Source organism: Chryseobacterium sp. CY350 (assembly GCF_027945075.1).
In the GTDB taxonomy this organism is placed as follows: Bacteria; Bacteroidota; Bacteroidia; order Flavobacteriales; family Weeksellaceae; genus Chryseobacterium.
Map to the genome: position 1 here is coordinate 3,727,435 of NZ_CP116034.1, position 26,095 is coordinate 3,753,529.

General features: G+C 35.4%; 23 protein-coding genes. 9 read left to right on the forward strand and 14 right to left on the reverse strand.

The annotated features are described in order from the left end of the window. The first annotated feature begins 4 nt into the window (after positions 1-4). Positions 5-382, forward strand: coding sequence for an SMU1112c/YaeR family gloxylase I-like metalloprotein (gene gloA2, locus PGH12_RS17460; protein WP_267598755.1), 378 nt, complete (start codon positions 5-7; stop codon positions 380-382). A 4-nt stretch (positions 383-386) separates the two neighbouring features. On the opposite strand, the gene PGH12_RS17465 is transcribed toward gloA2, so the two are convergent. The 3 genes from PGH12_RS17465 to PGH12_RS17475 are packed head-to-tail and all read right to left on the reverse strand — an operon-like array spanning position 387 to position 2,103. Further along, positions 387-854, reverse strand: a complete 468-nt coding sequence (locus PGH12_RS17465) for a hypothetical protein (protein ID WP_267598756.1) — start codon at positions 852-854, stop codon at positions 387-389. A gap of 38 nt (positions 855-892) precedes the next feature. Then, the gene (locus PGH12_RS17470) at positions 893-1,276 is read right to left on the reverse strand and encodes a DUF1634 domain-containing protein (protein ID WP_267598757.1); all 384 of its coding nucleotides are present in this window, start codon (positions 1,274-1,276) and stop codon (positions 893-895) included. Continuing rightward, positions 1,273-2,103 (reverse strand): sulfite exporter TauE/SafE family protein, encoded by an 831-nt coding sequence (locus tag PGH12_RS17475; protein ID WP_267598758.1) that lies wholly within the window; start codon positions 2,101-2,103, stop codon positions 1,273-1,275. Before PGH12_RS17475 ends, PGH12_RS17470 begins: the two co-directional genes overlap by 4 nt. 531 nt (positions 2,104-2,634) lie before the next feature. Between PGH12_RS17475 and PGH12_RS17480 the strand changes: the two genes are divergently transcribed. Next, positions 2,635-3,186: a DUF1543 domain-containing protein gene (locus PGH12_RS17480; RefSeq protein WP_267598759.1), complete on the forward strand. Its 552-nt coding sequence runs from the start codon at positions 2,635-2,637 to the stop codon at positions 3,184-3,186. A 16-nt stretch (positions 3,187-3,202) separates the two neighbouring features. Then, positions 3,203-4,312, forward strand: coding sequence for a 5-(carboxyamino)imidazole ribonucleotide synthase (locus PGH12_RS17485; RefSeq protein WP_267598760.1), 1,110 nt, complete (start codon positions 3,203-3,205; stop codon positions 4,310-4,312). 61 nt (positions 4,313-4,373) lie between these two features. Here PGH12_RS17485 and PGH12_RS17490 read toward each other — a convergent pair whose 3' ends face one another. Beyond that, a complete protein-coding gene (locus tag PGH12_RS17490) occupies positions 4,374-4,946 on the reverse strand; it encodes a hypothetical protein (RefSeq protein WP_267598761.1) in 573 nt (190 codons plus the stop codon). Between the two features lie 108 nt (positions 4,947-5,054). Next, on the reverse strand, positions 5,055-5,963 hold the full coding sequence (locus tag PGH12_RS17495) for a DMT family transporter (protein WP_267598762.1): 909 nt from the start codon (positions 5,961-5,963) through the stop codon (positions 5,055-5,057). Between the two features lie 211 nt (positions 5,964-6,174). On the opposite strand from PGH12_RS17495, the gene purE reads away from it, so the two are divergent. Continuing rightward, complete coding sequence (gene purE / locus PGH12_RS17500) at positions 6,175-6,678, forward strand: 5-(carboxyamino)imidazole ribonucleotide mutase (protein ID WP_267598763.1); 504 nt, start codon at positions 6,175-6,177, stop codon at positions 6,676-6,678. A 58-nt stretch (positions 6,679-6,736) separates the two neighbouring features. Here the strand turns inward: purE and PGH12_RS17505 are convergent, their stop codons facing one another. The 5 genes from PGH12_RS17505 to ahcY form a co-directional block, all read right to left on the reverse strand. Further along, positions 6,737-8,296 (reverse strand): BspA family leucine-rich repeat surface protein, encoded by a 1,560-nt coding sequence (locus PGH12_RS17505; RefSeq protein ID WP_267598764.1) that lies wholly within the window; start codon positions 8,294-8,296, stop codon positions 6,737-6,739. A gap of 39 nt (positions 8,297-8,335) precedes the next feature. After that, positions 8,336-9,880 (reverse strand): BspA family leucine-rich repeat surface protein, encoded by a 1,545-nt coding sequence (locus PGH12_RS17510; protein ID WP_267598765.1) that lies wholly within the window; start codon positions 9,878-9,880, stop codon positions 8,336-8,338. 305 nt (positions 9,881-10,185) lie between these two features. Continuing rightward, positions 10,186-10,578: an inner membrane protein YiaA gene (gene yiaA / locus PGH12_RS17515; protein WP_263000920.1), complete on the reverse strand. Its 393-nt coding sequence runs from the start codon at positions 10,576-10,578 to the stop codon at positions 10,186-10,188. Positions 10,579-10,722: 144 nt separating this feature from the next. After that, positions 10,723-11,535, reverse strand: a complete 813-nt coding sequence (locus tag PGH12_RS17520; protein WP_267598766.1) for a hypothetical protein — start codon at positions 11,533-11,535, stop codon at positions 10,723-10,725. A 130-nt stretch (positions 11,536-11,665) separates the two neighbouring features. Further along, on the reverse strand, positions 11,666-12,982 hold the full coding sequence (ahcY, locus tag PGH12_RS17525; RefSeq protein WP_267598767.1) for an adenosylhomocysteinase: 1,317 nt from the start codon (positions 12,980-12,982) through the stop codon (positions 11,666-11,668). A 157-nt stretch (positions 12,983-13,139) separates the two neighbouring features. Here ahcY and PGH12_RS17530 point away from each other — a divergent pair, with 157 nt between their 5' ends. Together PGH12_RS17530 and PGH12_RS17535 are read left to right on the forward strand one after the other, a co-directional pair. Then, complete coding sequence (locus PGH12_RS17530; protein ID WP_267598768.1) at positions 13,140-13,670, forward strand: HugZ family pyridoxamine 5'-phosphate oxidase; 531 nt, start codon at positions 13,140-13,142, stop codon at positions 13,668-13,670. Positions 13,671-13,812: 142 nt separating this feature from the next. Beyond that, positions 13,813-14,427, forward strand: a complete 615-nt coding sequence (locus tag PGH12_RS17535) for a 4'-phosphopantetheinyl transferase family protein (RefSeq protein ID WP_267598769.1) — start codon at positions 13,813-13,815, stop codon at positions 14,425-14,427. Here PGH12_RS17535 and PGH12_RS17540 read toward each other — a convergent pair. The 3 genes from PGH12_RS17540 to porU form a co-directional block, all read right to left on the reverse strand. Continuing rightward, positions 14,408-16,669, reverse strand: coding sequence for an FUSC family protein (locus tag PGH12_RS17540; RefSeq protein ID WP_267598770.1), 2,262 nt, complete (start codon positions 16,667-16,669; stop codon positions 14,408-14,410). The genes PGH12_RS17535 and PGH12_RS17540 overlap by 20 nt on opposite strands. Before the next feature lie 171 nt (positions 16,670-16,840). Then, the gene (gene porV, locus PGH12_RS17545) at positions 16,841-18,004 is read right to left on the reverse strand and encodes a type IX secretion system outer membrane channel protein PorV (RefSeq protein ID WP_267598771.1); all 1,164 of its coding nucleotides are present in this window, start codon (positions 18,002-18,004) and stop codon (positions 16,841-16,843) included. Positions 18,005-18,060: 56 nt separating this feature from the next. Beyond that, complete coding sequence (gene porU / locus PGH12_RS17550; RefSeq protein WP_267598772.1) at positions 18,061-21,945, reverse strand: type IX secretion system sortase PorU; 3,885 nt, start codon at positions 21,943-21,945, stop codon at positions 18,061-18,063. A gap of 164 nt (positions 21,946-22,109) precedes the next feature. Here porU and gldJ point away from each other — a divergent pair, with 164 nt between their 5' ends. Further along, positions 22,110-23,711, forward strand: coding sequence for a gliding motility lipoprotein GldJ (gene gldJ / locus PGH12_RS17555; RefSeq protein ID WP_267598773.1), 1,602 nt, complete (start codon positions 22,110-22,112; stop codon positions 23,709-23,711). A 61-nt stretch (positions 23,712-23,772) separates the two neighbouring features. Next, a complete protein-coding gene (locus PGH12_RS17560) occupies positions 23,773-25,044 on the forward strand; it encodes a UDP-N-acetylmuramoyl-tripeptide--D-alanyl-D-alanine ligase (RefSeq protein ID WP_267598774.1) in 1,272 nt (423 codons plus the stop codon). Here PGH12_RS17560 and PGH12_RS17565 read toward each other — a convergent pair. Continuing rightward, on the reverse strand, positions 25,037-25,648 hold the full coding sequence (locus PGH12_RS17565; RefSeq protein ID WP_267598775.1) for an NUDIX hydrolase: 612 nt from the start codon (positions 25,646-25,648) through the stop codon (positions 25,037-25,039). The genes PGH12_RS17560 and PGH12_RS17565 overlap by 8 nt on opposite strands. A 30-nt stretch (positions 25,649-25,678) precedes the next feature. On the opposite strand from PGH12_RS17565, the gene PGH12_RS17570 reads away from it, so the two are divergent. Next, entirely contained in the window at positions 25,679-26,068 is a 390-nt protein-coding gene (locus PGH12_RS17570; RefSeq protein ID WP_267598776.1) for an SRPBCC family protein, read from the forward strand. Positions 26,069-26,095 lie beyond the last annotated feature (27 nt).

Sequence of the window (26,095 nt, forward strand, 5' to 3'; positions counted from 1 at the left end):
TCCAATGAAAATACATCATATTGCCATTATCTGTTCAGAATATGAAATCTCAAAAATGTTTTATACTGAAATTTTAGGATTAAAAATCTTACGGGAAGTATATCGCGAGGAGCGACAATCATATAAACTTGATCTCGGAATTGGTGATCATTATGTCATTGAATTATTTTCTTTTCCCGATCCTCCAAAACGACCATCAAGACCTGAATCATGTGGTTTAAGACACTTGGCTTTTTCTGTAGAAGATATAAATGAAAAGCGTGAAGAATTAATTCAGAAAGGCTTAAACTGTGAAGCGATCCGAATTGATGAGTTTACCGGAAAAGAGTTTTTCTTTACCCAAGATCCGGATGGTTTGCCTTTGGAGTTTTATGAAATGTGAAACGTTAGGTTTTTACAAGTGTGATGACATGTAAATTGTCTTTTCTTTTTTTAATTCCCTTAACAAGATATTTCTCGCTTTTAATCTTATTTTTAATAATTAAAACTAAGTTTTCACCATCAATATATTCAATCTCATACCAATCATTAGCAGTAGTAACTGTGGATAATGCTGGCTCAATACAAACATTAGTTTGATTGCTGATAAATTTATTTTTTGTGTAAAAAGTCCATTCAATATATTTACAGCAATCTGACTGGCTTTCAAATGAGTTTTCGAACATATTTATTTCAGAACCGCCTTTACTTTGGCAAATTTTCCAAGAATTTTCTCCAATTGATATTGTAGATTTTTTAGGCTGTAAAATACTTTTTTTGAATATTTTTTCAAGTTCTTTTTTGGAATATCGGTTTTGACCTAACAGTGAAATTACGTTAAAAAATAGTAAAAAAAGTATTAGTACATTTTTCAATGTAAACTTAATCTAAGTGAATTTTATTTCAAAGGAAATCAATGCGCATATCCTGTTACGAAACTGATAATCATGATAATTAAAACGATTGAGGAAATCAAGACATAGAGATAGTCTTTCTCTTTTAAATATCCTATCAAGGCAAAGATAATTCTCATTAAAGGCGTGAAAATCAGCATCAGAATTCCCAGTTGTATAATGGCCATCCCTTCACCTTTGCAAAGTGTTTGCCAGAAGTGACTCCAGACTTTTTCAGATGAAGTTCCCATGTCGAGAAGCTTATATTTCCTGGGCATTTCAAAGCCTTCCATGAAGAGTTTTACAAAACCTATTAATGATGTGATTACCGACAAAATTACACCCAGACGAAGCAGGTTTCCTACGGAACGATTCAGATCTACGTCAGTGAAATTTTTTCTCATGAGAAGTTGCTTCTAATTCCGTTATACATCATATACACTGAAAGGATCGTGATAACAATGGCGAAAAATGTCTTAAGTTTCTTTGTTTTAGAAACCATTAAAGTTTTTGATCCTATGAAACTTCCGACCACAACGCCAACTAAAACCGGAGCAACAATTACGGGAATAATTTCACCTCTCTGGAAATAAATTAATGAGCTTGCAACGGCAGTTACACCAATCATAAAGTTACTCGTAGTGGTAGATACTTTGAAAGGCAGTCTCATCATATTATCCATTGCCAAAACTTTTAAAGCACCCGAACCAATTCCTAAAAGTCCGGACATTGCTCCGGCAAACATCATCATAAAAAATCCCGGAACGGTATTTCTTGCAGAATAGCTTTTCAGAATTCCTTTATCAGGAAAAGTTCCGTATAATCTTAGTTTATCCTCTAAAGTTCCTTTAATACGCGGTTCCTGATGATCAGGTTTTCCTTTAAGATTCAAAATCACGGTAAGAAGCAAGATGCTGGCGAAAATAATTCCTATTGTATTAGGATTCAGCATTCCGGAAACCAAAGCTCCTACAATGGCACCGGCCGTAGTAGCAATCTCCAAAAACATTCCAATTCTCATATTTGTGAATCCTTCTTTTACGAAAGCAACGGCAGCTCCCGAAGAAGTTCCGATCACAGAGATGAGCGAAGCACCGATTGCGTAATGCATTGGAACTCCGAAACCAAGCGTTAATAAAGGGATGATGATAACTCCTCCTCCTAAACCTGTAAGCGAACCCAGAAGCCCTGCTGAAATAGCGCCAAGAAAGAGAATAATGATTTCCGACATGTTACAAATATAAAACTATTGGCGTTTTTGGGCAAACTTTAAGGAAATATTATTTCATGAGTATTTTTATGGTTGAAACAGGCACATTTAAATGCTTGTAATAAGTGAAATTTAGTTATTATAATGAATTTTATCTCTTGTAAAATGTAACAAATAAGCCTTAAACTTGAATAATAAATATTGCAGACATACTTTAACTGATGCAAATATTCTTCATTATTAAATATTCATAAGCAATAAAAATCGAACGCTTTTATCTGAATTTTTTGAATTGTATATTCATATCTATATTCCCAGACAAACTGATTTTCTGATAATGTATTTATTTTCGCAAAGGTTTGTAATTATTTTAATTTTAAAAATTTTAATTCTTTTGTTCAGAATCATGTAGGAATTTAATTCAGTACGGATCTGGTTTTTTGGGGTAAATTAATATTTCTGAAATTTCATCGTTTTTAAGTAGAGTGGTTTTCGGGCAAACGTTCACTCAAGATTATTTTTTGACGTATTTTTGCAAAAATTAATTTGAAAATGAAGTTGTTTTACATCATTCTTGGCGCCACACCGAAGGGGAGAAATATTGAGCAGCACGATGTGTTTTTCGGAATTGCAGAAACTCTGAAAGATCTTGTTCCTGCAATGAAAGACTTTTGGCTGGAAGCCAAGGGGAAAATTCATATTGATGCCTATCAGGAAGTGAAATTTGCTGACGGCTATGAAATCTTTGTAGAACCTAAAAACACATTTGAGAACGAAGAAAAACTATTTTTTGTAAATCTTGGAGGTTATAAGGAAGAACATTTCAAAGAGTTTCATGAGCAGCATCTGATGGTTGGGAAAACATTGGGTGAGGTGGTGAAAAAATCGAAAGCAACAGAGTTTTATCAGACAATGGGTTTTAAAGGAGCTGGAAGTCATATTGATGAAAAATTTGGGGTCGATATTGATGACATCTTTAGCGTAACAGAAATTCTTCCCGAAGAAATGAAGCAGAAGTATTCATTAAAAATCAGAAAATCTGATCTTGAAAATCAGGATAACTATACATTTTTGGGTTATCTCATGCTCGATAAAATTAAGTAATTTAAAAATTTAAAAAATGAAAATAGGAATTTTAGGAGGCGGACAACTGGGAAGGATGCTCATTCAGGAAGCATTAAAGTATGATGACGACTTTTATACTTTAGATCCTGCGGCTGATGCGCCTTGTCACAATATTTCGCATTTTACACAGGGAAGTTTTAATGATTACCAAACTGTTTTAGATTTTGGACGAGATAAAGATGTTGTTACAATTGAGATAGAACACGTGAATGCTGATGCTTTAGCTGAGCTTGAAAACCAAGGTGTAAAAGTAGTTCCGAATGCTCAGATTATTAAAACAATTCAACAGAAAATCCTTCAGAAAGAATTTTATAAATCACACGATATTCCTAGTCCTGATTTTGAAATTATGGATGGAAGTTCAGATGAAATTAAAATTGCTTTTCCGTTTGTTCAGAAACTAAATACGGGAGGTTACGATGGAAAAGGTGTACAGATTATCCGCAATTCTGATGACCTGAAAAATCTTTGGACGGAAGATTCTGTTCTCGAAAATCTTGTGGATATTGATAAAGAACTTTCGATCATTGTGGCCATCAACGAAAACGGCGAAACCCAGACATTTCCCGTAACTGAGATGGTTGCCGACCCTAAGTTAAATTTACTCGATTTTAATATCTGTCCGGTTTTTTTAAGCGAAGAAATAGAAAACCAAATCGATTCAATTACTGATAAGTTTTTGAAAGCGGTCAATTCTCCGGGGTTATTTGCGATTGAATTATTTTTAGATAAAGACGGGAAAGTTTGGGTGAACGAAACGGCTCCAAGACTTCATAATTCTGGTCATCAAAGTCAGGAAGGCAACGCAAATTCACAATTTGAACAAATGTATCGTGTTGTGAAAAATCTTCCTTTAGCAGATACAGATGCTATTATTTATAGTGGAATGCTAAATTTAGTCGGGGCAGAAGGTTATTCGGGAAAAGTAATTTATAAAGGAATGGAAGAGGTTTTAAAACTTCCTGAAACATATATTCATCTTTATGGAAAAACGGAAACAAAACCTGGTAGAAAAATGGGTCACATCAATGTTTTGGCAGATTCCAGAGAAGAGCTGATGGAAAAATTGGTACAGGTAAAATCTATGGTGAGCGTGATTGCTTAGACATATGAAAGACTGCTTAAAAGCAGTCTTTTTTTTATTTTTTCATAAATTTCTATCCGTTTTACAGTGTTTTCGCTTTTATTCGGGTAAGTTCAACTGAAAATTTTGCGGTGCAGTTGTCAACGTTTATCGTTCGGCTTCCTTTGATGACCTCTGGCGAAATTTCATTTAATAAGATATTCATTTCTACATTTTTTTTGGCCGTAGAATCAGATTTGTAACTCAATTTCACTTCATTGTTTTCTACTTTGCCGAGATATGTTCTTACAAGATTATTATTGTTAATGATTTTAGTTGAAAGCTGCAAAGAATCACTGTCAAATTCCCACTTGTCGACACGCTGATCTCCAACAGCATAGTCGCTGCAATTCGATTCTGTACAGATTACTTTACCACTCCAAGCGCCGGAAATTTCATTAGGCCAAAGAACTATTTTTACTGAATCTTTCTTCATGAAAATACTGTCACGCATTTTTAATAAAGCCTGATATTCTGATTCTTTTTCAGCAAATAATTTCTCTTTTTTCTGCAGTTCTGCCTCTCTTTCTGCAAGTTTATCGTTTTTTTGTGTATTGTCGCAACTGATGGTAATGATCAAGATTAAAACTAAAAGAAATGTATATTTTTTTATCATAATTGAAAGAATATTGTTCTGATAATATAGTTTAAATTAATGAAAATAACAAATCTAAAGTGGGAAGATTTAAAGGTAAGGTGAATGTTTAATGCCCTGAAGCGCAATTTATAATTCGATTCTTCTTTTTTTAAACATCTGAGGATTATAATTGATGATAAATACGCCAAGAATAATTAAAACCGCTGCAATGATAAATTTTGCTGAAATACTTTCGTCTAATATCAACCAGCTGAGGAAGATAGAAATTACAGTGTTGACATAAGCTAAAATCGAAACCTGAACCGGCGAAATTTTTGTCAACGCATAATGAAAGGCAAAAAAAGCAGAAACAGAACCGAAAACAGCAAGGTAAATCATCGCCGAAATACTTTTGATACTCCAGTTTTCGTAGTTGTAACTTTCTGAAAAAAGAAAGGCAAAGATAAGCTGTACAATTCCTGCAAATGCAAACTGATAAAATAGATTAAGTGAAATATTTTTGCTTTGAATATTCAGTTTTTTAGTGAAAATAGTTCCCGAAGCCCAGCCTCCGATGGCAATGAATAGATAAATGATTCCTAAACGGTAATCTGGGTTTGCCATATCAGACAAACCATCCCAAAAGATAAATAAAATACCGCTAAAACACATTAAAACCCCAAAAAAAGCCCGAAAAGTGAACTTCTGTAATCCTATGGCTACACTTCCAAGAAAAACAACAATGGGAGAACATGCACTGATAAGAGACGTTAGACTGCTGGTAACATCTTCTTCTGCTACGGTGGTCATTCCGTTTGCTACAATAAGCATCAGTGTCGAAAAGATCAACTGATAGCCTAGATTTTTCCAACCTATCCATCTGAATTCTTTTCGGTATAGCAATAAAAAAAGCATGATCATTGCCGCAAGAAATTGCCTGATTCCAGCAACAAACCACGCAGGGATAGTTTCTACAGCGACACGGATCGCCAAAAAAGTAGTTCCCCAAACGATGGCAACAGTAAGTACGGCAAAAATAAGTTTATAGTCTCTCAAAATAATGCAAAATGGTGTGCAAATATATTTATTTTTAAATGAAAAATTATGCCATACTTGCTATTCAGCCCAATTGTGTGCAATGAATTTTTTATTAGAATAAATTAGGCAGACAAGTGATAAGGCTGATTCCTGCTCATTCAATTGAAGCCGAAAATTTCATTCGAGATGCTAAAATTCTTATCTTTGAGCAATCTAATATATTATAGAAATGGTAGGAATTATCATGGGAAGTCAGAGCGACTTGCCAATCATGGAACAGGCTGCGAATTTTTTGAAAAGTTTAGACATTCCCTATGAATTGACTGTGGTTTCGGCTCACAGAACGCCTGAAAGAATGTTTGACTATGCAAAACACGCCAAAAAAAGAGGATTAAAAGTGATAATCGCCGGAGCGGGAGGAGCCGCACATCTTCCCGGAATGGTTGCAAGCTGTACTACTTTGCCTGTAATTGGGGTTCCTATTTTGTCAAGCAATTCTATTGACGGATGGGATTCTGTTTTGTCTATCCTTCAAATGCCGGGCGGAATTCCGGTGGCAACGGTTGCCCTGAACGGAGCATTAAATGCCGGAATTTTAGCTGCAAAAATATTAGGAACAGGAGATGAAAACGTGGCCGAAAAACTTCAGGTTTATCAGGATACGCTGAAAGATAAAGTATTGGGAACTGTAGATGAGATTAAAGCAAAACATCCCAATCTTTACGACTTGTAATGATTCAGATTTAATATAAAAACAACAAAGCCTCGCAAGATCGCGAGGCTTTGTTGTTTTATTTTTTGATGAATTTAAAAGTCTGAATTTTTTCTTTCGTTAAAATCTGTAAAATATAATTTCCCGGTATAAGATCTTGTATGTTGATGTAATCTTTTGTCACATAATCATTGGCTATCAATCTTCCGCTGAGATCTGTGATGATATAGCTTTCAGCATTCTTGATATTTTTAAGATAAATAAAATTCTCGGCAGGATTAGGATATATTGTAAGGATACCTGCCGATTCAATGTGTGAAGCAGATAAAAAGCAACTTCCAACAGTATCTCCCGAGATCGTCCAGCCTTTATTGATGAGAATGTTTCTTTTATTAGTAATATTACTTGCATATTGCATAGGTGAATTCAAAATAAAAGATACATTATTAGCTGTATTAGGATTATCTGCCCATCCTGAAATAGTTTTACTGTAGTTTTCGCAGTCTATTGCAGAATTCCCAAAAGCGCTATTTCCATCAACTAGCGAAGAAAGATTCCAGGTGGCAAGAGATTGATTATATGATGTCGCATTGCGAAAAATGCTGGTCATTTTCGTAACATTACTTACATTCCATAAGTCTAAAGGCTGATTAAATTGTGTACTGTATGCAAAAGCTCTGTTCATATTTGTGACGCTGGAAGTATTCCAGTTACTTAAAGATTGATTAAAAGAAGAAGCATTGAAAAATAGATCATGCATGACCTGAAGGCTGGAGGTATTCCAATTATTGAGAGGCTGGTTAAAAGCGGAACAAATTGCAAACATCCAACTCATGTCTGTTACGCTCGAAACATCCCAGGAATTTAAATTTTGGTTAAAATAAGTTCTGCCCGTAAACATATAGCTGAGATCGGTTGCTGATGACATGTCCCAAGCACTAATTTCAGAGGGATTAAAACCGGGAACAGTTGGCGTATATTCTATTCCTAAATGGTGTTGTGCAAACATAAAACTAAAATTTTGGATATTTGAGGTGTCCCAATTCTGCATAGAGCTTGCGCCCAGAAAACTGTTGGTAAGATAAAACATCAATGAAGCATTGGTAACATTAGATAAATTGGGAGAATCTGTTGCGGTGAGAGTCATTCTTTGGCAACTCGCAAAAGCTGCATTCATTGAAGTCCAGGCAATATTTCCCCAGTGTTCAATTTCAAGTAATTTGTCTGCACTTCCAAACATTTGCAAACTAGGAACTAATGTTTCAATAAGAGGATTAAAGTTCTGATGGGATGCAAATTTGATTTGTTGGAAAACTCCGTTTCCATTAGATACCTTCACACGGTACAGTGTATTTGATCCACCTCCTTCAGAATGATTTCCAAAATCGATAAGAACCTGACTGGTAGAAGTTACATTGGTCATTGTACCATTATGCTGAGGAAACCCAACCTCCTCCCAAGTGATGGTGTAATTCTGGCCAATACCGGGAAACCAAATTTGGTTTGAGTTTGCCTGAAAAGGAGCATTCACTGTGACAAGAGAAGCTATACCGGGTTGCCATACTGTAGTAAACTCATTTTGTGCTTTTGTTACCTCGAAAGAAAACAATAAAATGATAACAAATATTAGTTTTTTCATGGAATAATTTTGAAATCGCGTGTCTGAGGAAATATTTCTTTATTTTTTAATGACTTTAAAAGTCTGAATTTTTTCTTGGGTTAAAATCTGTAAAATATAATTTCCGGGTGAAAGATGCTGAATGTTGATGTAATCTTTCGCCAGAACTTCTTTTGAGATCATTCTTCCGCTGAGATCTGTGATGATATAGCTTTCAGCATTCTTGATATTTTTAAGATAAATAAAATTTTCAGCAGGATTAGGATATATTGAACCTGTATTTTTTATCATACTTTCATGAGTAGATAATTTTCTGCATTCTCCAACGTTATCGCCTGTAATAAGCCATCCTTTTCCAAGAAGAATATTTCTCTGCGGAATAACATCAACGGAGTACGTGAATGGTGTTAAAAAACCTAAATTGATATTATTGGCAGTATTCGGATTATTTCCCCACCCAAAAAGTGTATCACTATAATGATCACAATCTAGACCTGAAGCGAAAAGCGCCAATATTCCGGATGTAAGCGAAGGAAGATTCCAGGTTTGAAGGCTTTGATTAAAACTTGATGCAGATGAAAATACAGTATTAATGTCGGTGACCATGCTCGTATTCCAATTGTTAAGAGGTTGATTAAAAGCTGTGCAACCGTGAAACATATGAGAAATATCAGTTACTTTTGAAATGTCCCAGCTATTAAGAGGCTGATTGAAGTTTGGATTAAAGTGGAACATCCACTTCATATCAGTTACGTTTGATGTATTCCAGTTGCTCAAAGGCTGATTAAAAACCTGAGTTCCGGAAAACATATAGCTCATATCTGTAACGTTTGATGTATTCCAGCTATTTAGATTTTGATTAAATGCAAGTCTGTTTTCAAACATTCTGTGGAAATTTGTAGCATTTGAAGTATTCCATGCACTAATGGGCGCATTAAAATTATCAGGAATCTGCAATATTGCCATATTTGAAAACATGTAGCTGAAGTTTTTAATGTTTGAAGTATTCCAGTTTGCCATTGAAGTATTTCCTGTGAATGTATTATCATTATAAAACATGAAAGATGCGTCTTCTACAGCAGAAAGATTTGGTGTATCTATAGCCGTCATCTGCATGTATCTACAATGTGAAAATGCGTTGTACATTGTTTGCCATTGGATGTTTCCCCATTGTGAAATTTCCAGCAATTTATCAGAATTTCCATGATGACTCCATGTTATTGCTCCTGCTGGGTTTATTGCAGCAGAGGCGAATTTAATCTGATTAAAGACGCCGTTTCCATTGCTTACTTTTACTTTGTAAGTAGCTTGTGAGGGATTTGGATTAAGAGGCGTACCGAAACTTAAAAGAATTTTTCCGATAGAAGTTACATTCGTCATTGTTGCGTTATGCTGAGGATAATTCACCTCTTCCCACTCAATGGTGTAATTGAGTCCTGTTCCGGGAAACCAGATTTGGCTCGACGTGGAAGGGTTTTCGCCTGTCACATTCGTTACAAAGCCGGTATTGATTCCTGTAGGTTTCCAGACTGTAATAAACTCATTTTGTGCCTTTGCTAGCTGAAAAGATATCAATATGACGATAAAAAGTACAAATTTTTTCATAGTGTAAAAGTGTTAATTTGGTGCGAAATATAGTTTTTGTTATTTTTATAAACTTGAAAATTTTAGTTTTATTCAATTCCTGGATCCGCACCTTATTTTAATTTGCCTGCGATTGCGCATTTGTACTAACCGTTGGATTGCTAAATATTCACAGTGATAACAAAATAATTTTACGATATTGCTAATATGATGAATAGCAAAGATAATAAAATTTTAGTCATGTCAATTATTTGTGAAATAATTCTTACTTGCAAAAAATATGCTCATCAATTTGATGAGCATATTATGTTATTTAAATCTTGATATTAGTCTTCCATCATATTGTCACGGGTATTTTTCTGCACAGCAATTGCGCCGAAGAGTGCCAGCAAAAATGCAAAAGCGTAAAATCCTTTCTCACTAGGTAAAATAGTAGCATTAAACAAACCTACCGTCAGCAAAACTATTGAAGATAAAGTAGCAAACCAGCAGATTCCGTAGTAGATGTCTGTTACTTTTATGTTTTCCATTCTGTCACGAACCGCTTTTTGTAGAGAGACTACAGCAAATAATCCGTAAAGAAGGATTGTAAAATAATATCCTTTTTCATTCAACTGCATTTCTGCTCTTACTAAACCGACAATGTAGCCTACCATTCCGGCTCCGAGGGCCACCCACGACGCGGCTACAAATGCATTAGATACTCCTTGTTTTTTCATGATTATGTTTTATTTAAGTTTAATTGATTCAAATATATTATTTTTTCGCGAAAGCCTCTTACTTATCTCATTTTTGTCACCTTTTTAAATTTGAAGCTTCAGAATTGAGTTTGTAAAATTTAAGTAAAAAAAAATAATATTATTTTATTGAGTAATATATTCGTAATTATATTTCACGTAAGTACTTCCATTCGAATTTTTGCCTATCACCTGCGTCGGCAACTGAGCACTGTTGTACTGAACATCATAAATAATGTGTTGGTTCTGTACCCAATTTCCTGAACCGTCCTTATAACTGATTCTTTCGGTTGTATAATTATTTTTGCTCAGAACATAAGCTCCACCAAAGGAAATTTTTAAATATTTATTAGTATATGTAAAAGGATTCAGCTGATTATCATATAAATACTCATGCTTGGTCGGAGAAGGAAATGTTCCGCCGATCACAGAAGTTTCTACAGTGATATTTTCTCCGTTATAAGTATAAGACGACGTACTAGGATTTGAGCAGTTTGCCGATTGGCATAGAGTAGAAGTCATCACTTTACCATTATCATAGGTGTAACTGAGGGTTCTGTTGAAATCAGGATTGGTGTAAATTGCTTTGATATTTAAAAGCTGATCTCCGTTATAGGTGTATGATGAGTAATAATCTAAAGTTCCGTCGGCATTATAATAATTTGTTTTTATCGGTTTGCCTGTAGCGTCGTATTCATAATTTGAAGTTCTTCCTTCAGATATGACTTTTGTTAATTCTCCTTTGCTGTTGTATGTGAAATTTGCAACATTTGTTTGCGGATTCGCAGGATTGTCATAATACACTGTGGTAACTTTGGTCAACAATATTTTAGGCTCCGCAAAATTACCATCAAGATCAATCACATCTTCACTTTCGCAACTGTTGAGGAATATAACCGAAGTCATTAAGCTTAGGAAAAAGTAGTTTTTAATTTTCATTTTTAAATTTAAAGCTCAAAAGTAAGGATTTCAGTGAAAGTTTTAGAATAAATTAAATAAAAAATCCCACTATTTAGAATAATGGGATTTCTTTTATATGTTTTGCTTAGACGAGCTTAGCATGACAATTTTAGTATCTGTAATATTCAGGCTTATAAGGTCCTTTTACATCAACACCAATATAATTTGCTTGTTCTGGTGTAAGAGTTTCTAATTCTACGCTTAATTTTTTAAGGTGTAATTCTGCAACTTTCTCATCCAAATGCTTAGGAAGCATATATACTTCGTTTCCGTAAGCTTCAGAGTTTGTCCAAAGTTCGATCTGAGCCAAAGTTTGGTTAGAGAAAGAATTAGACATTACAAAACTTGGGTGACCTGTTGCGCAACCAAGATTCACCAATCTACCTTCTGCAAGAATGATTACTTCTTTACCTTCTTCCAAAGTATAAATATCCACCTGTGGTTTCACTTCAGATTTTGTGTGACCGTAGTTTTCGTTTAACCATGCCATATCGATTTCGTTATCGAAGTGACCGATGTTACAAACGATTGCCTTATCTTTTAATTTTAAGAAATGCTCTTTTCTTACGATGTTAAAGTTACCAGTTGTAGTAATTACGATATCTGCGTTATCAACAACAGTATCCAATTTTTTAACTTCAAAACCATCCATTGCAGCTTGTAAAGCACAAATAGGGTCAATTTCAGTTACAGTAACGATAGAACCAGCACCTCTGAAAGAAGCAGCAGTACCTTTACCAACGTCTCCGTATCCGCAAACTACAACTCTCTTACCCGCTAACATAATGTCTGTAGCTCTTCTTACAGCATCTACAGCAGATTCTTTACATCCGTATTTGTTGTCAAACTTAGATTTAGTAACAGAATCATTTACGTTGATTGCAGGCATTACCAAAGTTCCGTTTTTCATTCTTTCGTACAATCTGTGAACTCCGGTAGTAGTTTCTTCAGAAAGTCCTTTAATATCTTTGGTGAATTCAGGATATCTGTCAAAAACCATATTTGTTAAATCTCCACCGTCATCAAGAATCATGTTCAATGGTTTTCTGTCTTCGCCGAAGAATAGAGTTTGCTCGATACACCAGTCAAATTCTTCTTCATTAAGACCTTTCCATGCGTAAACAGGAATTCCGGCAGCAGCAATAGCAGCAGCAGCGTGATCTTGCGTAGAGAAAATATTACATGAAGACCAAGTTACTTCAGCTCCAAGCGCAGTTAAAGTTTCGATCAAAACTGCAGTCTGAATGGTCATGTGAAGACATCCTGCGATTCTTGCACCTTTCAATGGCTGAGACGGCCCGTATTCTTCACGGATTGACATCAAACCTGGCATTTCTGCTTCTGCAAGTGTAATTTCTTTTCTTCCCCATTCTGCCAGAGAGATATCCTTAACTTTATAAGGAATGTATTGTGTTGTAGTACTCATATTTATGAATAATTTAATTCAAATAATTATCCTGCAAAATTACGACATATAATTAAGATAAAAAAACAATGTGCCTGATAACCATCATGAATCAAAATAAATCGATCTTCCATTTTTATTATTCTAAACTATGTATTTTTGCTTAAATAAATCTAATATGAATCACACGCAGACGAAGGAGGAAGCACAGCGGCAGGCAAAACCCATTGTACCCAAAGTAAAAGAATTGATCGGCAGATCCAAAAGCATTATTCTTGCGACAGTAGATGCTGATGGTATTCCCAATTCCAGTTATGCGCCTTTTGTGGAAGTCGATCAACAGTTTTTTATTCTGGTGTCTTTTATGGCGAAACATACCAGGAATCTGTCTGAAGGAAAAAAAGCGTCAATAATGTTTATCGAAGACGAATCTGCTACAAAACAAATATATGCTCGCGAACGCCTGACAATTGAAGCTACAACTACCCAAATCGCAAGAGATTCTGAAAAATGGAACGAGGTCATAAATCTCTTAAAAGATACGCACGGCAAAGTGGTTGAGGTAATTGCTGAAATGAAAGACTTTATCTTAATTTCTTTAAATCCTGTGAAAGGTACTTATGTAAATGGTTTTGGAAGTGCTTATTTTGTAGATGAAAAGCTGGAAATTATGCAGCACAGAAACGAAACAGATCATCAGTCTAAATAGATACCGCAGCTTGGTCAAAAGATTAAGCCCTTGCTTTTGAATTATTTAATTAATTTAATACAGAAAGTCAGGGTAATTGACTGGTCAATTTTCGGTATTAATCTTATATCTTTTTGCTATTTTTACATCATAAATTTGCAAAATGCCTCTTTACCGTGATTTTTCTGATAACAACGCAACAATTCTTGTATGGAAATATGAGGAAGGTGAAGAGCTGAACCCCGATGAACTTCTGGAGCCTGAAAATGCCGATAAAGTAAAAGATTACCACCCGAAAAAACTACTGGAGGTCCTGATGGTACGTAAGCTTCTAAAAAGTTTAAAACCAAATTCTAAAATTCTTTATAAAGAAAGAGAGCCATACCTTTCCCCAAAAGATGCGGAGATTTCGATCACGCACTCTTTTCCATTTGCTGCTATTGCAATTTCTAAAAATAAAATAGGTATTGATATTGAAAAATTTAATCCTAAAATTTTAAGAGTAATTGATAAGTTCACATACGAAAACGAAAGAGATTTTATTCCGTTTGACAATGAGGTTACTTTTTATACCATTATCTGGAGCGTGAAGGAAAGCATGTATAAAATACATCACTCAAAACACTGGTCACTGAAAAAACACTATGAAGTAAAGCCTTTTGAGCTTAAACATCTTTTTGATATCAGCTGCAGAGTGCACGATGATAAAATTTCGGATGAGTTGAAAGCAAGTGTAAAGTTTTTTGATGATTACTGTTTTACGATTGTGGAAGAGTAGTGGTTTCTGCTCGGTATGTCTGAATTACTTTCCGCTGTTCTTTTGCAACATCGTAAATTAATTCTAAAACATCGTGAATATTTTTAAGTTCAGTTAAATGAGAGATTTTGTTCGGATCTCTACGGTCAAATGCTTCATTTTCCAATAATTCTGTTTTTCTTTGAAGCAATAAATTTTCTATAGAAGAATCTTCCGGCTCCAGACGACTGTCCATTTTCAGAGTTTCTGTAATTTTTTCGCCGTTCAGCAATACTGAAACCTGATTCATCTCGGCTTCTATTTTTTTTGTCCAGCTTTCAGAATCTATTTCCGGATATTTTTTATTGTTTTTAGAATATTGAGAAAGTGAAGCAGTATAAGCTGTGATCAAATGTGACGTCGCGACAAACTGATGCACCACTTCCAGTTTTTTCTGCTGATTTTTAGGATCAGAAATCATTCTCTGGAAATTATCTGAAAGGTTTGCCAATGAAATAATGGCGTTTTTCCGTTTTACTTTATAATCTTCAATATCAAAATCTTCATTCAGAAATTTTGCCATCACACTGTGAAAATAAATAAGATTGCATTCGGCAGATTTTTTCATTAATTCTAAATTCTGCGTATGTTCCCAAACAGGAAGTACGATGTAAGAAACGACGAAAGCAATAATACCGGCAATGATGGTGTCAACAATTCTGTCTTTAAAAATAACATTCACATTTCCGGGATTCAGGAAATTAAAACTCATAAAAACATACATCGTCATGAATAGAACCGCCCAAAAGTATCTTCCTTTAAGCAAACTGAAACACAAAATCATGCTGAGTAACAAAATCGCAAAAAGTACAGCATTAATATTTACAAAATATAAAATCGCATAGGCAATCACGGCACCCACAACGGTACCACAGAAACGCAGAAAATTACGCTGTTTGGTAATAGAATAGGCCGGCTTTAAAATCGCAACAACGGTAATTAAAATCCAGTACGTATGACCGATTACTAAAAACGGCAGTAGAGAAACCAGATACCCCAGAAATAAAGCAACGGTAATTCTGATCGCATGACGAAAATGAGAGGAAGAAAGAGAAATATTACTTCTCAAAACTTTAAAATTTATTTTTTCTTCATTGGGCAAAAACTTTTTCAGATCAAGACCTGTGGAAAGGCTTTTTGCCAGTTTTACGTTTTGTGCAAACACTTTGTAAATTTCGCTGATTTCTTTCGTTATCTCATTGATACGCATCATGATCTGTCTCAAAATCATGAAATCTTCCAGATTTTCGGGAGTCATTTGCTTATTTCTGAGTTCAAAATAGTGAACATTAAGATCCTGTGAACGGGCTTCCAGATTGAAAATAGGTTTTGCGCGTGTACTGCTCTGAAGCGATATCCCGATATTGGCAATTTCGTCTGAAAGTAAATTCAGGTAATCATGAATATTTACTAAAATAGTAGAATCTTCAAAACTCTGTTGCAGTTTTTTGTAATCGCTTTCTGAGGTCATCAGTTTTTCGTGTAGATCCAACGAGTTCAAAAATGTAAGCATGAGAAGCCGACTGATCGTCGTCGATTCGTTGACGATGGTACGGGTTTTAAAGACAGTTTCGCGAGTTTCTTCCTGAAGATTTTTAATCTCGATCTGTTTGGCAATTACCTGAGTTTGTAATCGGTCAAAATCCGGATTTTTCTGATAAAAGTTGGCTTTAATTTTTAGAAACTCTGCGAGTTGAAGATAGTTTTCGCCAATCATCTGGCTTGCAAGTTTATAAGGCTGAATGGTCGTAACAACTAAAAAAATCAATAAGAACCAAACACATCCGGCTGCAAAAATCAACAGACTCTTTAAAATATTGGCTCCCGTTAAATGGCCATCAATAAAAATTGCGAGAACGACCAAAGCTAATGATCCGACAGCAGCAAGTCGCTGTCCGTATACGCCGATCAATGAAAAGAACATTCCGAAAACGAAAATCTCCAAAAGAACTAATGGAATTATTCCTTTGACCAAACTTGCAATAGTAGAGACGACGATAAAACAGAAAATGGCAAATGTTAACGAATTTCTTCTTCGGATGAATGGTCCCGGTTGGTCTGTTAATGCAACAAAACTGGTTCCGAGGGGAAAGAGGAAATATTCTTTGAGCAGGCCAAAATAGGAGAGTACTAAACAAGGGATAACCGTAGCTAAGGTAATTCTTATGGAAGAATATACATATTGGCTGGTTACGATCTTTTTTAGCTCCGCAGAATAGTTCATTTTACAAAAATAATTATTGAAAAGTAAAAATCCCCATTATTGGGATACTTTTGTTAACATATTTTGTTAATGTTTGATTTTAGTTATGCGCATATTCCTGTTTAGAATTAAATCTATAACGCAAAAAAAGCTCCAGTGAATGGAGCTTTACAATTGTATGTTTAGTTATTTTTAGTAATCTACGTTTGAAGTTTCGTCACCAATGTTCCATGTAAGACCGAAACGAAGTGTGTTATCCAAAGCGGTATTAATTTTAGACATATTGATAAGGTAAGAAATATCTAATCCGAAAGAACGGTATTTTAAACCAATACCTGCAGTCGCAAATTGTCTCGCTCCCTGTACATCACTTTCGTGGAAATAACCTCCTCTTACAGCAAATGCATTGTCATAAGAATATTCTAAAGCACCACTGTACATGATTGATTCAGGATTTTTGAAAGATTTTCCGATTCCGGACATTACTCCAACGTTTGGTACAGCGTAGATCGGCTGTCTTGTATTAGGATCGTTTCCTACAAATTCTGAACCTGGTACTAAAATTTTAGAACCTTCAACACTTAGTCCCACTCTGTTTACATCATCAAGATACATATCGTAACCAATACCTAATCTCGCCATTGTAGGTAGATAAGATCTTGATTCTTCATCACCGGTATAGTCTAATTTCGGACCAAGATTGGTAACTGCAAAACCAGCGTTCAATTTACCATCATAACCTCCAAAGCTTGAAAATTTAGGAGAAGTGTAGTATCCCGAAACGTCTACCGCAAAAGAATTTGCAGGCTTCAGTGTAGTATCTGTGTTGAAACCTCCGGCCAAATCTGAACGAATGAATCTACCTGTAACCGCCATTGAATATGAATCTGAAAGTTTCAGTCCGTATGCGATATCAATAGAAAATTCGTTTGGCTTTGAAGTACCGTTTGAAGTAACTTCGTTTCCTACAAGAGAAGTAAGATCTACCTCACCCATATTAAAGTAATAGATACTTGCAGAAATTGTAGATCTCTCTTCCGAACCTAAAAATTTATGGAAAGCTCCATAGAGTAAAAATACATCATTAGTAAGTTTTCCCATGTATGGAGTATAGTTGATACCCACAGAAGAACTTGTTCTGCTAAAAGGATATTTGGCTGCATTCCAAAATTGAGAGAAAGCATCCGGGGAAGTAACAACCCCTTGATCTCCCATACCACCTGATCGTGCATCTGGCGCAATTCTCAGGAATGGAGCTCCGGTTAATACAGGTCTCACCTGACTCAAATCCTGTGCATAGCCTAAAAACCCAGCACTTAAACCAATCCCCAAAAGCAGTTTAGTAGTTAAATTCATATGTTGTCTTTTATATATTATCAGTTTTTTATTGATATTCTTAAATGTTTGTTATTTTACTTCAAAAGTACCATTTTTTCTACAGCTGTAGCACTTCCTTTGCATTTTTCTTGATTTTGACTTTTTGCAAATATCTTAAAAATATACGTACCTTTTGCTACTGTGTCACCAAAATCATCTTTTCCGTCCCATTCTATTGCCTGACGTGGCGTTCTAAAGCCCTGTAGGAAGGGTTCTGCAACTACAGGCTGACTTAAAGTTCTTACTAATTTTCCTGTAATTGTATAAATCTGAACGTTCACATCTAATATATCATCACAATTATGCTCAAAATGTATGTACGTTTTGTTGGTAAAAGGATTTGGCCAGTTCAGCGGTCTGTTGATTACCAGATGCTGATCTGCTTCATCTTTAACTTCAAAGTTTAACGTTTCAGTTGTCGAATTATTGTTTATATCCCAAACTTTAAATGTCAACTGATGCTGTCCTTTCGCAAGGTTTCTGAAAGGGTAGGTTACATTCCCTTTCTGATAATCTGCCAAGCCAGGATTAAGACATCCATTTCCTTCTCCTGATGCGAAAAAATCATTCAAAACTACGGTGTTAATAATTTGTCCGTCCAAATATACAGTAATATCGTGACCAATACCAGATCCTGTAGAATTTATTCCTGTATCATCTGTGACACAAGCAAGAAGCATCGGGTTCTGATCTGTAATCCCACCGTTGGCAAAATTGGTGTTATTCATATATAGTTTCACTTTCGGCGGTTCATTATCATTGATTCCGTTCGGATTAATATCACCTACCTGCACTGCCTGATTATTAAATACATCAACAGATTTATTATCGGCATATCCTAATAATCTACCTTCTCCTACAGCATAATTGATATCTTTCGGAACGTAAAATTCTACAGTGAAAACACCGTTTACTGCTGTGCCTGAAGCCTTCACGATCGCGCTTCCTTCTTCTGTGTAATTTAGAATAGGAGTAAGACCTCCGTCATTATTTAAAGTTGTTTTATTTAATTTTTTATCAAAAATGTTGATAACAACTCTGCCATTAAATGTCGTGTTGGTTGTTCCACTGGAATTATTGATATGGCCTTTTATTTTCACAAAATCCAAACCTCTGATTAACCCCGGAACAGGAGTTTCTATTCCGTCGATTACCAATAATCTCTGTGGTCTGCTCAGTTTCATGGCAGGATCTCCTAATAAATTTACTTTTAAGTGATTAGCATCTCCGGGTTTCAGTTTTTTAGCATTAAGATGTGCATCTCCTACAGGAATAAAATCATCATTTACCATTTTGAAGATATCCTTAGTGTAGAGATTGGTAAAATCTAAACCATAGCCCACACCTACTGCACGGCTTGAGGTAATCATCGCTGCGGCACCGCCTTGCTTCAGTTTCATCAGCTGTTCTCCGGCAGAAGCCGTTCCCGGCTCGTCCCAAAGTGTAAATTCGCAGGTTATAGTTGATACAAACGGAAATCTGCTGTAGACATTAGAAAAATTATTGGCATTTTGAATTTCGTCTAAAGTAAAAACTCTTTCCTGAGACCAACCGTTGATTCCACCGTGTCCAAGATAGAAAAGATACAAGCTGTTACCCAGATCATTTGAAATAGCCTGGTTAACCTGAGGATATCTTTGTCCTCCTGCCGTACTTTGAGCCTGAAAAGCATCAAGATATAGTTTTCTTACATTATATTCTTTCAGCATTGTACTCGCAGGCACTTCGAATGTACTTTGTAATGTATTGTTCATGACAGTATGAAAAGGAATTCCACCGTCATTGTCATCGTCTACCACAAAATCCAGCTTCATTCTCCATTCTCCGAAAGGCGTAGATTGGCCGGGTAAAGAATTGTAGTAGGCCAAAGTTTTATCAATCATATTTCCTGCTTCCGTGGCATTTGCTGCAGGAATTCTTCCTACCGGAAGATCGGGTAAGTTATTTGCTAAAAATGGATCTGTTTGTGGTTTTGTCATTACGATATAATCGTCTGTGACGTACGAGCCAACGAAATCGCTTGATTCTTCACTTTGATAGCTTGATACGACATTTGAATTATTAGGGACTCTGTTTTTGTAATCAAATGACGCATCACCCAAAATGAAAGTATATTTTAAGCTTCCAAGAGGTGTATTTAGTTTTGTGATAAAATCTCTGATTGCCGTAAGATCTCTGCTTCCGCTGCCAAACTCATTGTAGATTTTTGCAGGATCTACAATCTGCACATTATAGTTGTTTTTCGTTTGGTGGTAATTGGAAAGTCTCTGAGCCTGAGCCATCATTTCCGGCGGTGCAATAATTAAGTAGTCTACATTTTGAAGAGCAGATAGATTTTGGCTGTTTATTCTTTCCACAAACTGAGGTCCGTAAGCGGCATCTGCCCGGAAAGCAACAAACTCATTATTAAAAGAAGTATTAGAAGCATTATAGCCGAAATTAAAGCTACCGCTTCCTGTTGCTTTATTTACACGTCGGTTTGCGTTTGTAATATCAGTAACGTCCCAAACCTGTTCCATATTAGAAACTGAGGAAATGCTGAATCCGTAATTGGTATTGGTACCGCTTTGAAGAGAAAAGTCTCTGAAATTCATTTGAGTTCCATTAAATTTTAAATCTTCTTTATATTGTACTTCAACATAATCCAGGTGAAAAGTTCCGTTAGGATTAATTGCTATTGTTGGGTTGTATTTAATATTGATTTGATTTCCACTCAAATTAGTCACAGTTCCAAGATATCTGAATGGTCGAAAATCAAGATCTGAAGATACCGAAGTATCAGTCACAGGATTTTGATTATTAATAGAAAAAGCCATGCTGTTTCCCTGGGCACGGTAGCCCACGACCTGAGTTCTGTATTTTATAACGTCAGAACCCTGAATAGGTGATTTTAAATTAAATGTTAAAGTTTTCTCAGAATTTATTGTTTGATTTTCTACCCAGATTCTTCCAACTTTCAGCAGGTTTCTTTCGTCATTATTAATGACCTGATAGTCGTCATATCTAGTAATAGGTGGAGTAGTAGGCAAATTTAAATCGACAGTCTGTACCCTTTTTCCGGCTCCTTTATCGAAGTTGATGTAATAATAAGAAAAGTCTTCGTAGATATTCTTTACATTCTCCATCTGGTCATTTCGGCTGTCTCGTCTTTTGATACCGTTTCCGTTATTTGTATTATAAAGATTATAACCATTAGGGCCTTGAGCATAGAAAAGTGCATAATCGGAATCATTCCATACATTATCTTCTTCCCCTACAACCTGAATAGAATTTTCCTGCAGTGCGCTGTATTTTACATCCTGATTAAATTCAGGAAGCATAATTCCGCCGTTGCCATAAATTCTGAAGTTTTTTGGATTTACGTTCGAAGGATTTACTCCGATATCTCTTAAAAATTGAGCTGTGATTTTGAAAATTCCGGATTTATCGACCTTTATTTTGTAGAAAACTCCCGAAGATAATGGGTTTACTGTTGTTCCTACTTTTTGTGCCGAAAAATTTGCCGGCGAATTTGATGATGAAATTTCAAATGATGAAAGCCTCTGCACACTTCCTTTTACGACTTTAAATAGTGCGATATTGGCATTTGCAAATCGCTCGCCGTCCTCATAAAAATAATTGACACCGGCAATATCGTAGTCCGGTAAAAGGCTTTTACTGATGTCATACAATTCTCTGTTCGAAACAGTTTCCCACACAAGATTAGAAACTTTTACCTGGCTTTCACCTACTTTTTGCTTATGAAGGATAAAAATGTTGTTTTGGCCGTACGAAAAACCCTCATTTTTGAAGTTCGGAAGATTCCGTTTTATATCGCCAAAGTCTTCGATTTTGGCTCCGTCCCATTCTATGGTGATTCTTTGAGCCCAAGCCGTTGATATAAAGGCAAATAGGAATAAAAGAGTTGTTTTTAGTCTCATGTTTGTTTTTGAAATTTCTAAATTACAAAATAAATGAAAATTTTATAATAAGTAGCGATACAATAAAATTTATTTGCAAACGTTTTTCAAAAAAATCAAATCTTTATTTGATTTATTGAATAATTTATTTTTTCTTTGTACTTTGAATAATATTTATATCGACTATGAAAAAACTAAAGTTGTTTTCATTAATAGCATTAAGTTCTACACTTGCATTAACCAGCTGTGGAGGGTCTAGTACCAGCAAAGGAGGCGGCACTAAAAAATTTGTCAGCAAGACAGGTTGGAAACCAAACGAAAAACAAGGTTGGTTTTTTGCAGGAAAGCAACAAAAGCAGAAAGGTTGGCCAGGAATGGTATATGTAGAAGGTGGAACTTTTACAATGGGATTAGTGAAAGATGATGTAATGCATGATTGGAATAACTCGCCTCGCAGAATGCAGGTAAGCTCATTCTTTATCGGTGAAACAGAAATTACTAACTACGAATACCGCGAATACCTGACATGGTTGAAGTACGTATTCCCACCAAGTGATCCTAGTTTCAAGGAAATCTATAACGGTGCCCTACCAGACACTTTATTATGGGATAACAAATTATCAAGAAATGATCTTAACGAAACTTATTTCAGAGATCAGAATTATGATTATTATCCGGTAGTAGGAGTTTCTTGGACTCAAGCAAACAGATACTGCGAATGGTTGACAGACAGAGCAAACGAAAAAGCTCTTATGCAGGCAGGTATCATTGCTAAAGATTTGTACATCAACGAATCAAACAACCAAGGTGGAACTGCATTTAATATGGATAAATTCAAATCGAATGATCCTGAAATGCAAGGGTACATCAACGAACAGAGATTACAGCAAAAATCTGGTATGAAAACGACCAACCAAAGATTATTAGCTGCAAACAGATCTCCTAGTTCTGCGATGGTAACAAAATTCAGACTTCCTACAGAGGTTGAATGGGAGTACGCAGCTCTTGGTATGGAAAAAAGCAGAGAGTACAACAACTATCTTGAGAAGAAACCACAGATCGATAAACTGAGAGGTACCAAAGGTAAAGACAGAGGGATGATCTTGGCAAACTTCAAACAGGGTAGAGGAGATTATTCAGGACCTGCAGGATGGAAAAATGACGGTGCTGCTCAGACTTCAGATGTTAGACAATTCCCTTCAAACGATATCGGTATCTACGGTATGTTCGGAAACGTTGCAGAATGGACGGCTGATGTTTACAGACCAATCATTGACGAAGATTTTACAGACTTCAATTATTACAGAGGAAATATGCCTCAGGCTATCGTAAGAAACGGTGACGGAACTTACAAAATGGTAGACGAAGGTTCGATCAAATATGATACTTTGGCTGACGGTAGATTAGTTTACAAAAACTTACCTGGTCAGTACGAAAGAGAAACAATTGCTGATTACAGAAACTATAGAGATGGTGACAGAATGTCTTCATTAGATTATAGAAACGCCAGCGATTCTTCTGCTAATTACAACATGTATAACGCGCCTACAACAAGATTTGTAGTTGACGGAAACGGAAAAGTAGTAATGCAGAGAGATACTAAAGAAAGAACTTCAGAGATGACTAATGATATCAGAGTGATCAAAGGAGGTTCTTGGCAAGATTCAGCTTACTGGCTAGATCCGGGACAAAGAAGATACAAAAGCCAGGCTTCTGGTTATGGTTGGATTGGTTTCCGTGTTGCTCAGGATGCAAGAGTTAACGATAAGGCTAGAACAAGAAGATAATATTTCAAAATACTTACAAAAAACCTCCCGATTTTTCGGGAGGTTTTTTTATTTTTGATACATGAATGTAGAACAGTTTTATCCTTTGTTTTTAAAGGCAGAAAAAGTAACGATTGACAGTAGAAAAGTCAGTTCTAGTGATATTTTTTTCGCCTTCTCCGGAGATAATTTCAATGCGGCATCTTCAGCACAGAAAGCAATTGAAAGTGGAGCTTTAGCAGTAATTGTTGAAGATAAAAATTTTGAAAATGAGGATAGAAATATTTTCTACGTTCCCTCAACTTTAAAGTTTCTTCAAAAACTTGCAGTATATCACAGAGATCAACTGGAAATTCCAGTTATCGGTCTCACTGGAAGCAATGGTAAGACGACCACCAAAGAACTGATTCATGCCGTACTTTCGCAAAAATTTAATGTGCAGTATACTTACGGTAATTTAAATAATCATATCGGTGTTCCGCTCACTATTTTATCAATTAAACCAGAGCATCAGATGGCGGTTATTGAAATGGGAGCCAATCATCAAAAGGAAATTGAGCTTTTATGTACTTTAGCAAAGCCAAATTTCGGGTATATTACCAATTTTGGTAAAGCACATTTAGAGGGCTTTGGAGGTCTTGAAGGCGTAATTAAAGGAAAATCTGAATTGTACGATTATCTTAAAATAAATAAGCGAACAATTATAATAAACGAAAATGATCATATTCAGGTAGAAAAAACTATTGATTATGATCCAAAAATTACTTTTGGAAAAATTACCTCAGATTATTTTTTCCAAATTTTTTCAGATGAGCATTTTGTAGGAGTAGATTATCAGGATGTAAAAGCTCTATCTCAACTTACGGGTGATTATAATTTTACAAATCTTTGTGCAGCAGTTAGTTTTGGGCTGCATTTCGGTGTTTCAGTAGATCAGATTAAAGATGCGATCGAAAATTATACACCAACGAATATGCGCTCTCAGCTTGTAAAAATAGATGATAAAACGATGGTTTTAGATACTTATAATGCAAACCCGAGTTCAATGATTGCTTCTCTTTATAATTTTATAACATTTGAAGGCACAAAAACCGTTATCATTGGTGATATGCTGGAACTGGGAGAAGAAAGCAGAATTGAGCACATGAACATTCTAAAAACGGCTCATGATCTTGGTTTTAACGAAATTATTACAGTAGGAAAACATTTTAAGGCAGTCAATGATTCATCACAATCTTTTGAAGATACTTCAGAATTGATTCAATACCTGAAAGCAAACAAAATTCAATCTGAAAATGTTTTGTTAAAAGCTTCGAGAGGTATTTCGCTAGAAAAAGTAATTGATTTTATTTAGTCTTGGTTTCCCAGAATTCTTTAATAATCAATTGAATGTTCTTAAAAGTACTTGGGAAGACTTCGCTTTTTATCTGTGAAGTATTTTTCCATGCAACTTCGGTAATTCCCTCCTCCAGTTGAGGTTTTGAAGTGTCTTCACCGTCAAAATTCATTTCAAACCAATGAGTGTATTTTAAGACTTTGTCGCCGTTTCTCTCAATATAAATATGATAAGTGGTGTTGATGAAATCTAAAAGTTCAACATTTTGCAGGTTGGTTTCTTCCTCAATTTCTCTCACTGCAGATTCTTCACGAGATTCGCCTTTTTCCATTTTACCTTTTGGAAGATCCCATTTCCCGAGTCTTTTAATGAAAAGAATATCTCCGTTTGGTCTGTTGACGATACCTCCGGCTGCTTCAATGATTCTGAAAAGCTTTCTAAATTCTTCCCATATTTCGTCGATCTGTTCTCCAAAAACATTCAGTTCTTTTACTGATGTATTCTGTAGAAGATCAAGCGCAATCTCTAAAGTTGTGAAACTTTCATATTTCAGAGTTTTTTCTAAGTCTTCGGACTGCTTAGAGAGTAATAATTTTTTTTCGTTCACAAAAACTTTATACATTTGTAAGAATTTAAATACAAAAATAAAAAAATGAATTTAGAAGGACGAAAAATTATTGTCAATAAATCATCTAAAGAGTTATCTGATTTGCTGAGAACACCGGAAAATTACAAAAATTTTATGCCAGATGGTCTTCAGAAGTTTGAAAGCAGAGAAGATGGGTTCAAATTCGGACTTCAGGGAATGCCCGAAATCGCTTTAAAGATTGACGAAGTTACAGAAGAAAAGGCTGTGCTGAAGTCTGCAAGTTCCAGTTTAGATTTTGCTCTTACGGCAACTCTAAAATCTCTAAGTGAAAATCAGACAGAAGTTCAGATGCTTTTTGAAGGAAAATTTAATCCTTTCATTAAAATGATGGTTGAGAAACCGCTTCAGAATTTCATTAATACATTGACAGATAAGATTGAAGCTTATAAATAAGATCAAAAACCTTCAGAAATGAAGGTT

What these genes read in the sequence shown, in the direction of transcription:
- gloA2 (WP_267598755.1), top strand. Translation starts at nt 5, where the DNA reads ATGAAAATACATCATATTGCCATTATCTGTTCAGAATATGAAATCTCA.
- PGH12_RS17470 (WP_267598757.1), bottom strand. Translation starts at nt 1,276, where the DNA reads ATGAGAAAAAATTTCACTGACGTAGATCTGAATCGTTCCGTAGGAAAC.
- PGH12_RS17475 (WP_267598758.1), bottom strand. Translation starts at nt 2,103, where the DNA reads ATGTCGGAAATCATTATTCTCTTTCTTGGCGCTATTTCAGCAGGGCTT.
- PGH12_RS17480 (WP_267598759.1), top strand. Translation starts at nt 2,635, where the DNA reads ATGAAGTTGTTTTACATCATTCTTGGCGCCACACCGAAGGGGAGAAAT.
- PGH12_RS17485 (WP_267598760.1), top strand. Translation starts at nt 3,203, where the DNA reads ATGAAAATAGGAATTTTAGGAGGCGGACAACTGGGAAGGATGCTCATT.
- PGH12_RS17490 (WP_267598761.1), bottom strand. Translation starts at nt 4,946, where the DNA reads ATGATAAAAAAATATACATTTCTTTTAGTTTTAATCTTGATCATTACC.
- purE (WP_267598763.1), top strand. Translation starts at nt 6,175, where the DNA reads ATGGTAGGAATTATCATGGGAAGTCAGAGCGACTTGCCAATCATGGAA.
- PGH12_RS17505 (WP_267598764.1), bottom strand. Translation starts at nt 8,296, where the DNA reads ATGAAAAAACTAATATTTGTTATCATTTTATTGTTTTCTTTCGAGGTA.
- PGH12_RS17510 (WP_267598765.1), bottom strand. Translation starts at nt 9,880, where the DNA reads ATGAAAAAATTTGTACTTTTTATCGTCATATTGATATCTTTTCAGCTA.
- yiaA (WP_263000920.1), bottom strand. Translation starts at nt 10,578, where the DNA reads ATGAAAAAACAAGGAGTATCTAATGCATTTGTAGCCGCGTCGTGGGTG.
- PGH12_RS17520 (WP_267598766.1), bottom strand. Translation starts at nt 11,535, where the DNA reads ATGAAAATTAAAAACTACTTTTTCCTAAGCTTAATGACTTCGGTTATA.
- ahcY (WP_267598767.1), bottom strand. Translation starts at nt 12,982, where the DNA reads ATGAGTACTACAACACAATACATTCCTTATAAAGTTAAGGATATCTCT.
- PGH12_RS17530 (WP_267598768.1), top strand. Translation starts at nt 13,140, where the DNA reads ATGAATCACACGCAGACGAAGGAGGAAGCACAGCGGCAGGCAAAACCC.
- PGH12_RS17535 (WP_267598769.1), top strand. Translation starts at nt 13,813, where the DNA reads ATGCCTCTTTACCGTGATTTTTCTGATAACAACGCAACAATTCTTGTA.
- PGH12_RS17540 (WP_267598770.1), bottom strand. Translation starts at nt 16,669, where the DNA reads ATGAACTATTCTGCGGAGCTAAAAAAGATCGTAACCAGCCAATATGTA.
- porV (WP_267598771.1), bottom strand. Translation starts at nt 18,004, where the DNA reads ATGAATTTAACTACTAAACTGCTTTTGGGGATTGGTTTAAGTGCTGGG.
- porU (WP_267598772.1), bottom strand. Translation starts at nt 21,945, where the DNA reads ATGAGACTAAAAACAACTCTTTTATTCCTATTTGCCTTTATATCAACG.
- gldJ (WP_267598773.1), top strand. Translation starts at nt 22,110, where the DNA reads ATGAAAAAACTAAAGTTGTTTTCATTAATAGCATTAAGTTCTACACTT.
- PGH12_RS17560 (WP_267598774.1), top strand. Translation starts at nt 23,773, where the DNA reads ATGAATGTAGAACAGTTTTATCCTTTGTTTTTAAAGGCAGAAAAAGTA.
- PGH12_RS17565 (WP_267598775.1), bottom strand. Translation starts at nt 25,648, where the DNA reads ATGTATAAAGTTTTTGTGAACGAAAAAAAATTATTACTCTCTAAGCAG.
- PGH12_RS17570 (WP_267598776.1), top strand. Translation starts at nt 25,679, where the DNA reads ATGAATTTAGAAGGACGAAAAATTATTGTCAATAAATCATCTAAAGAG.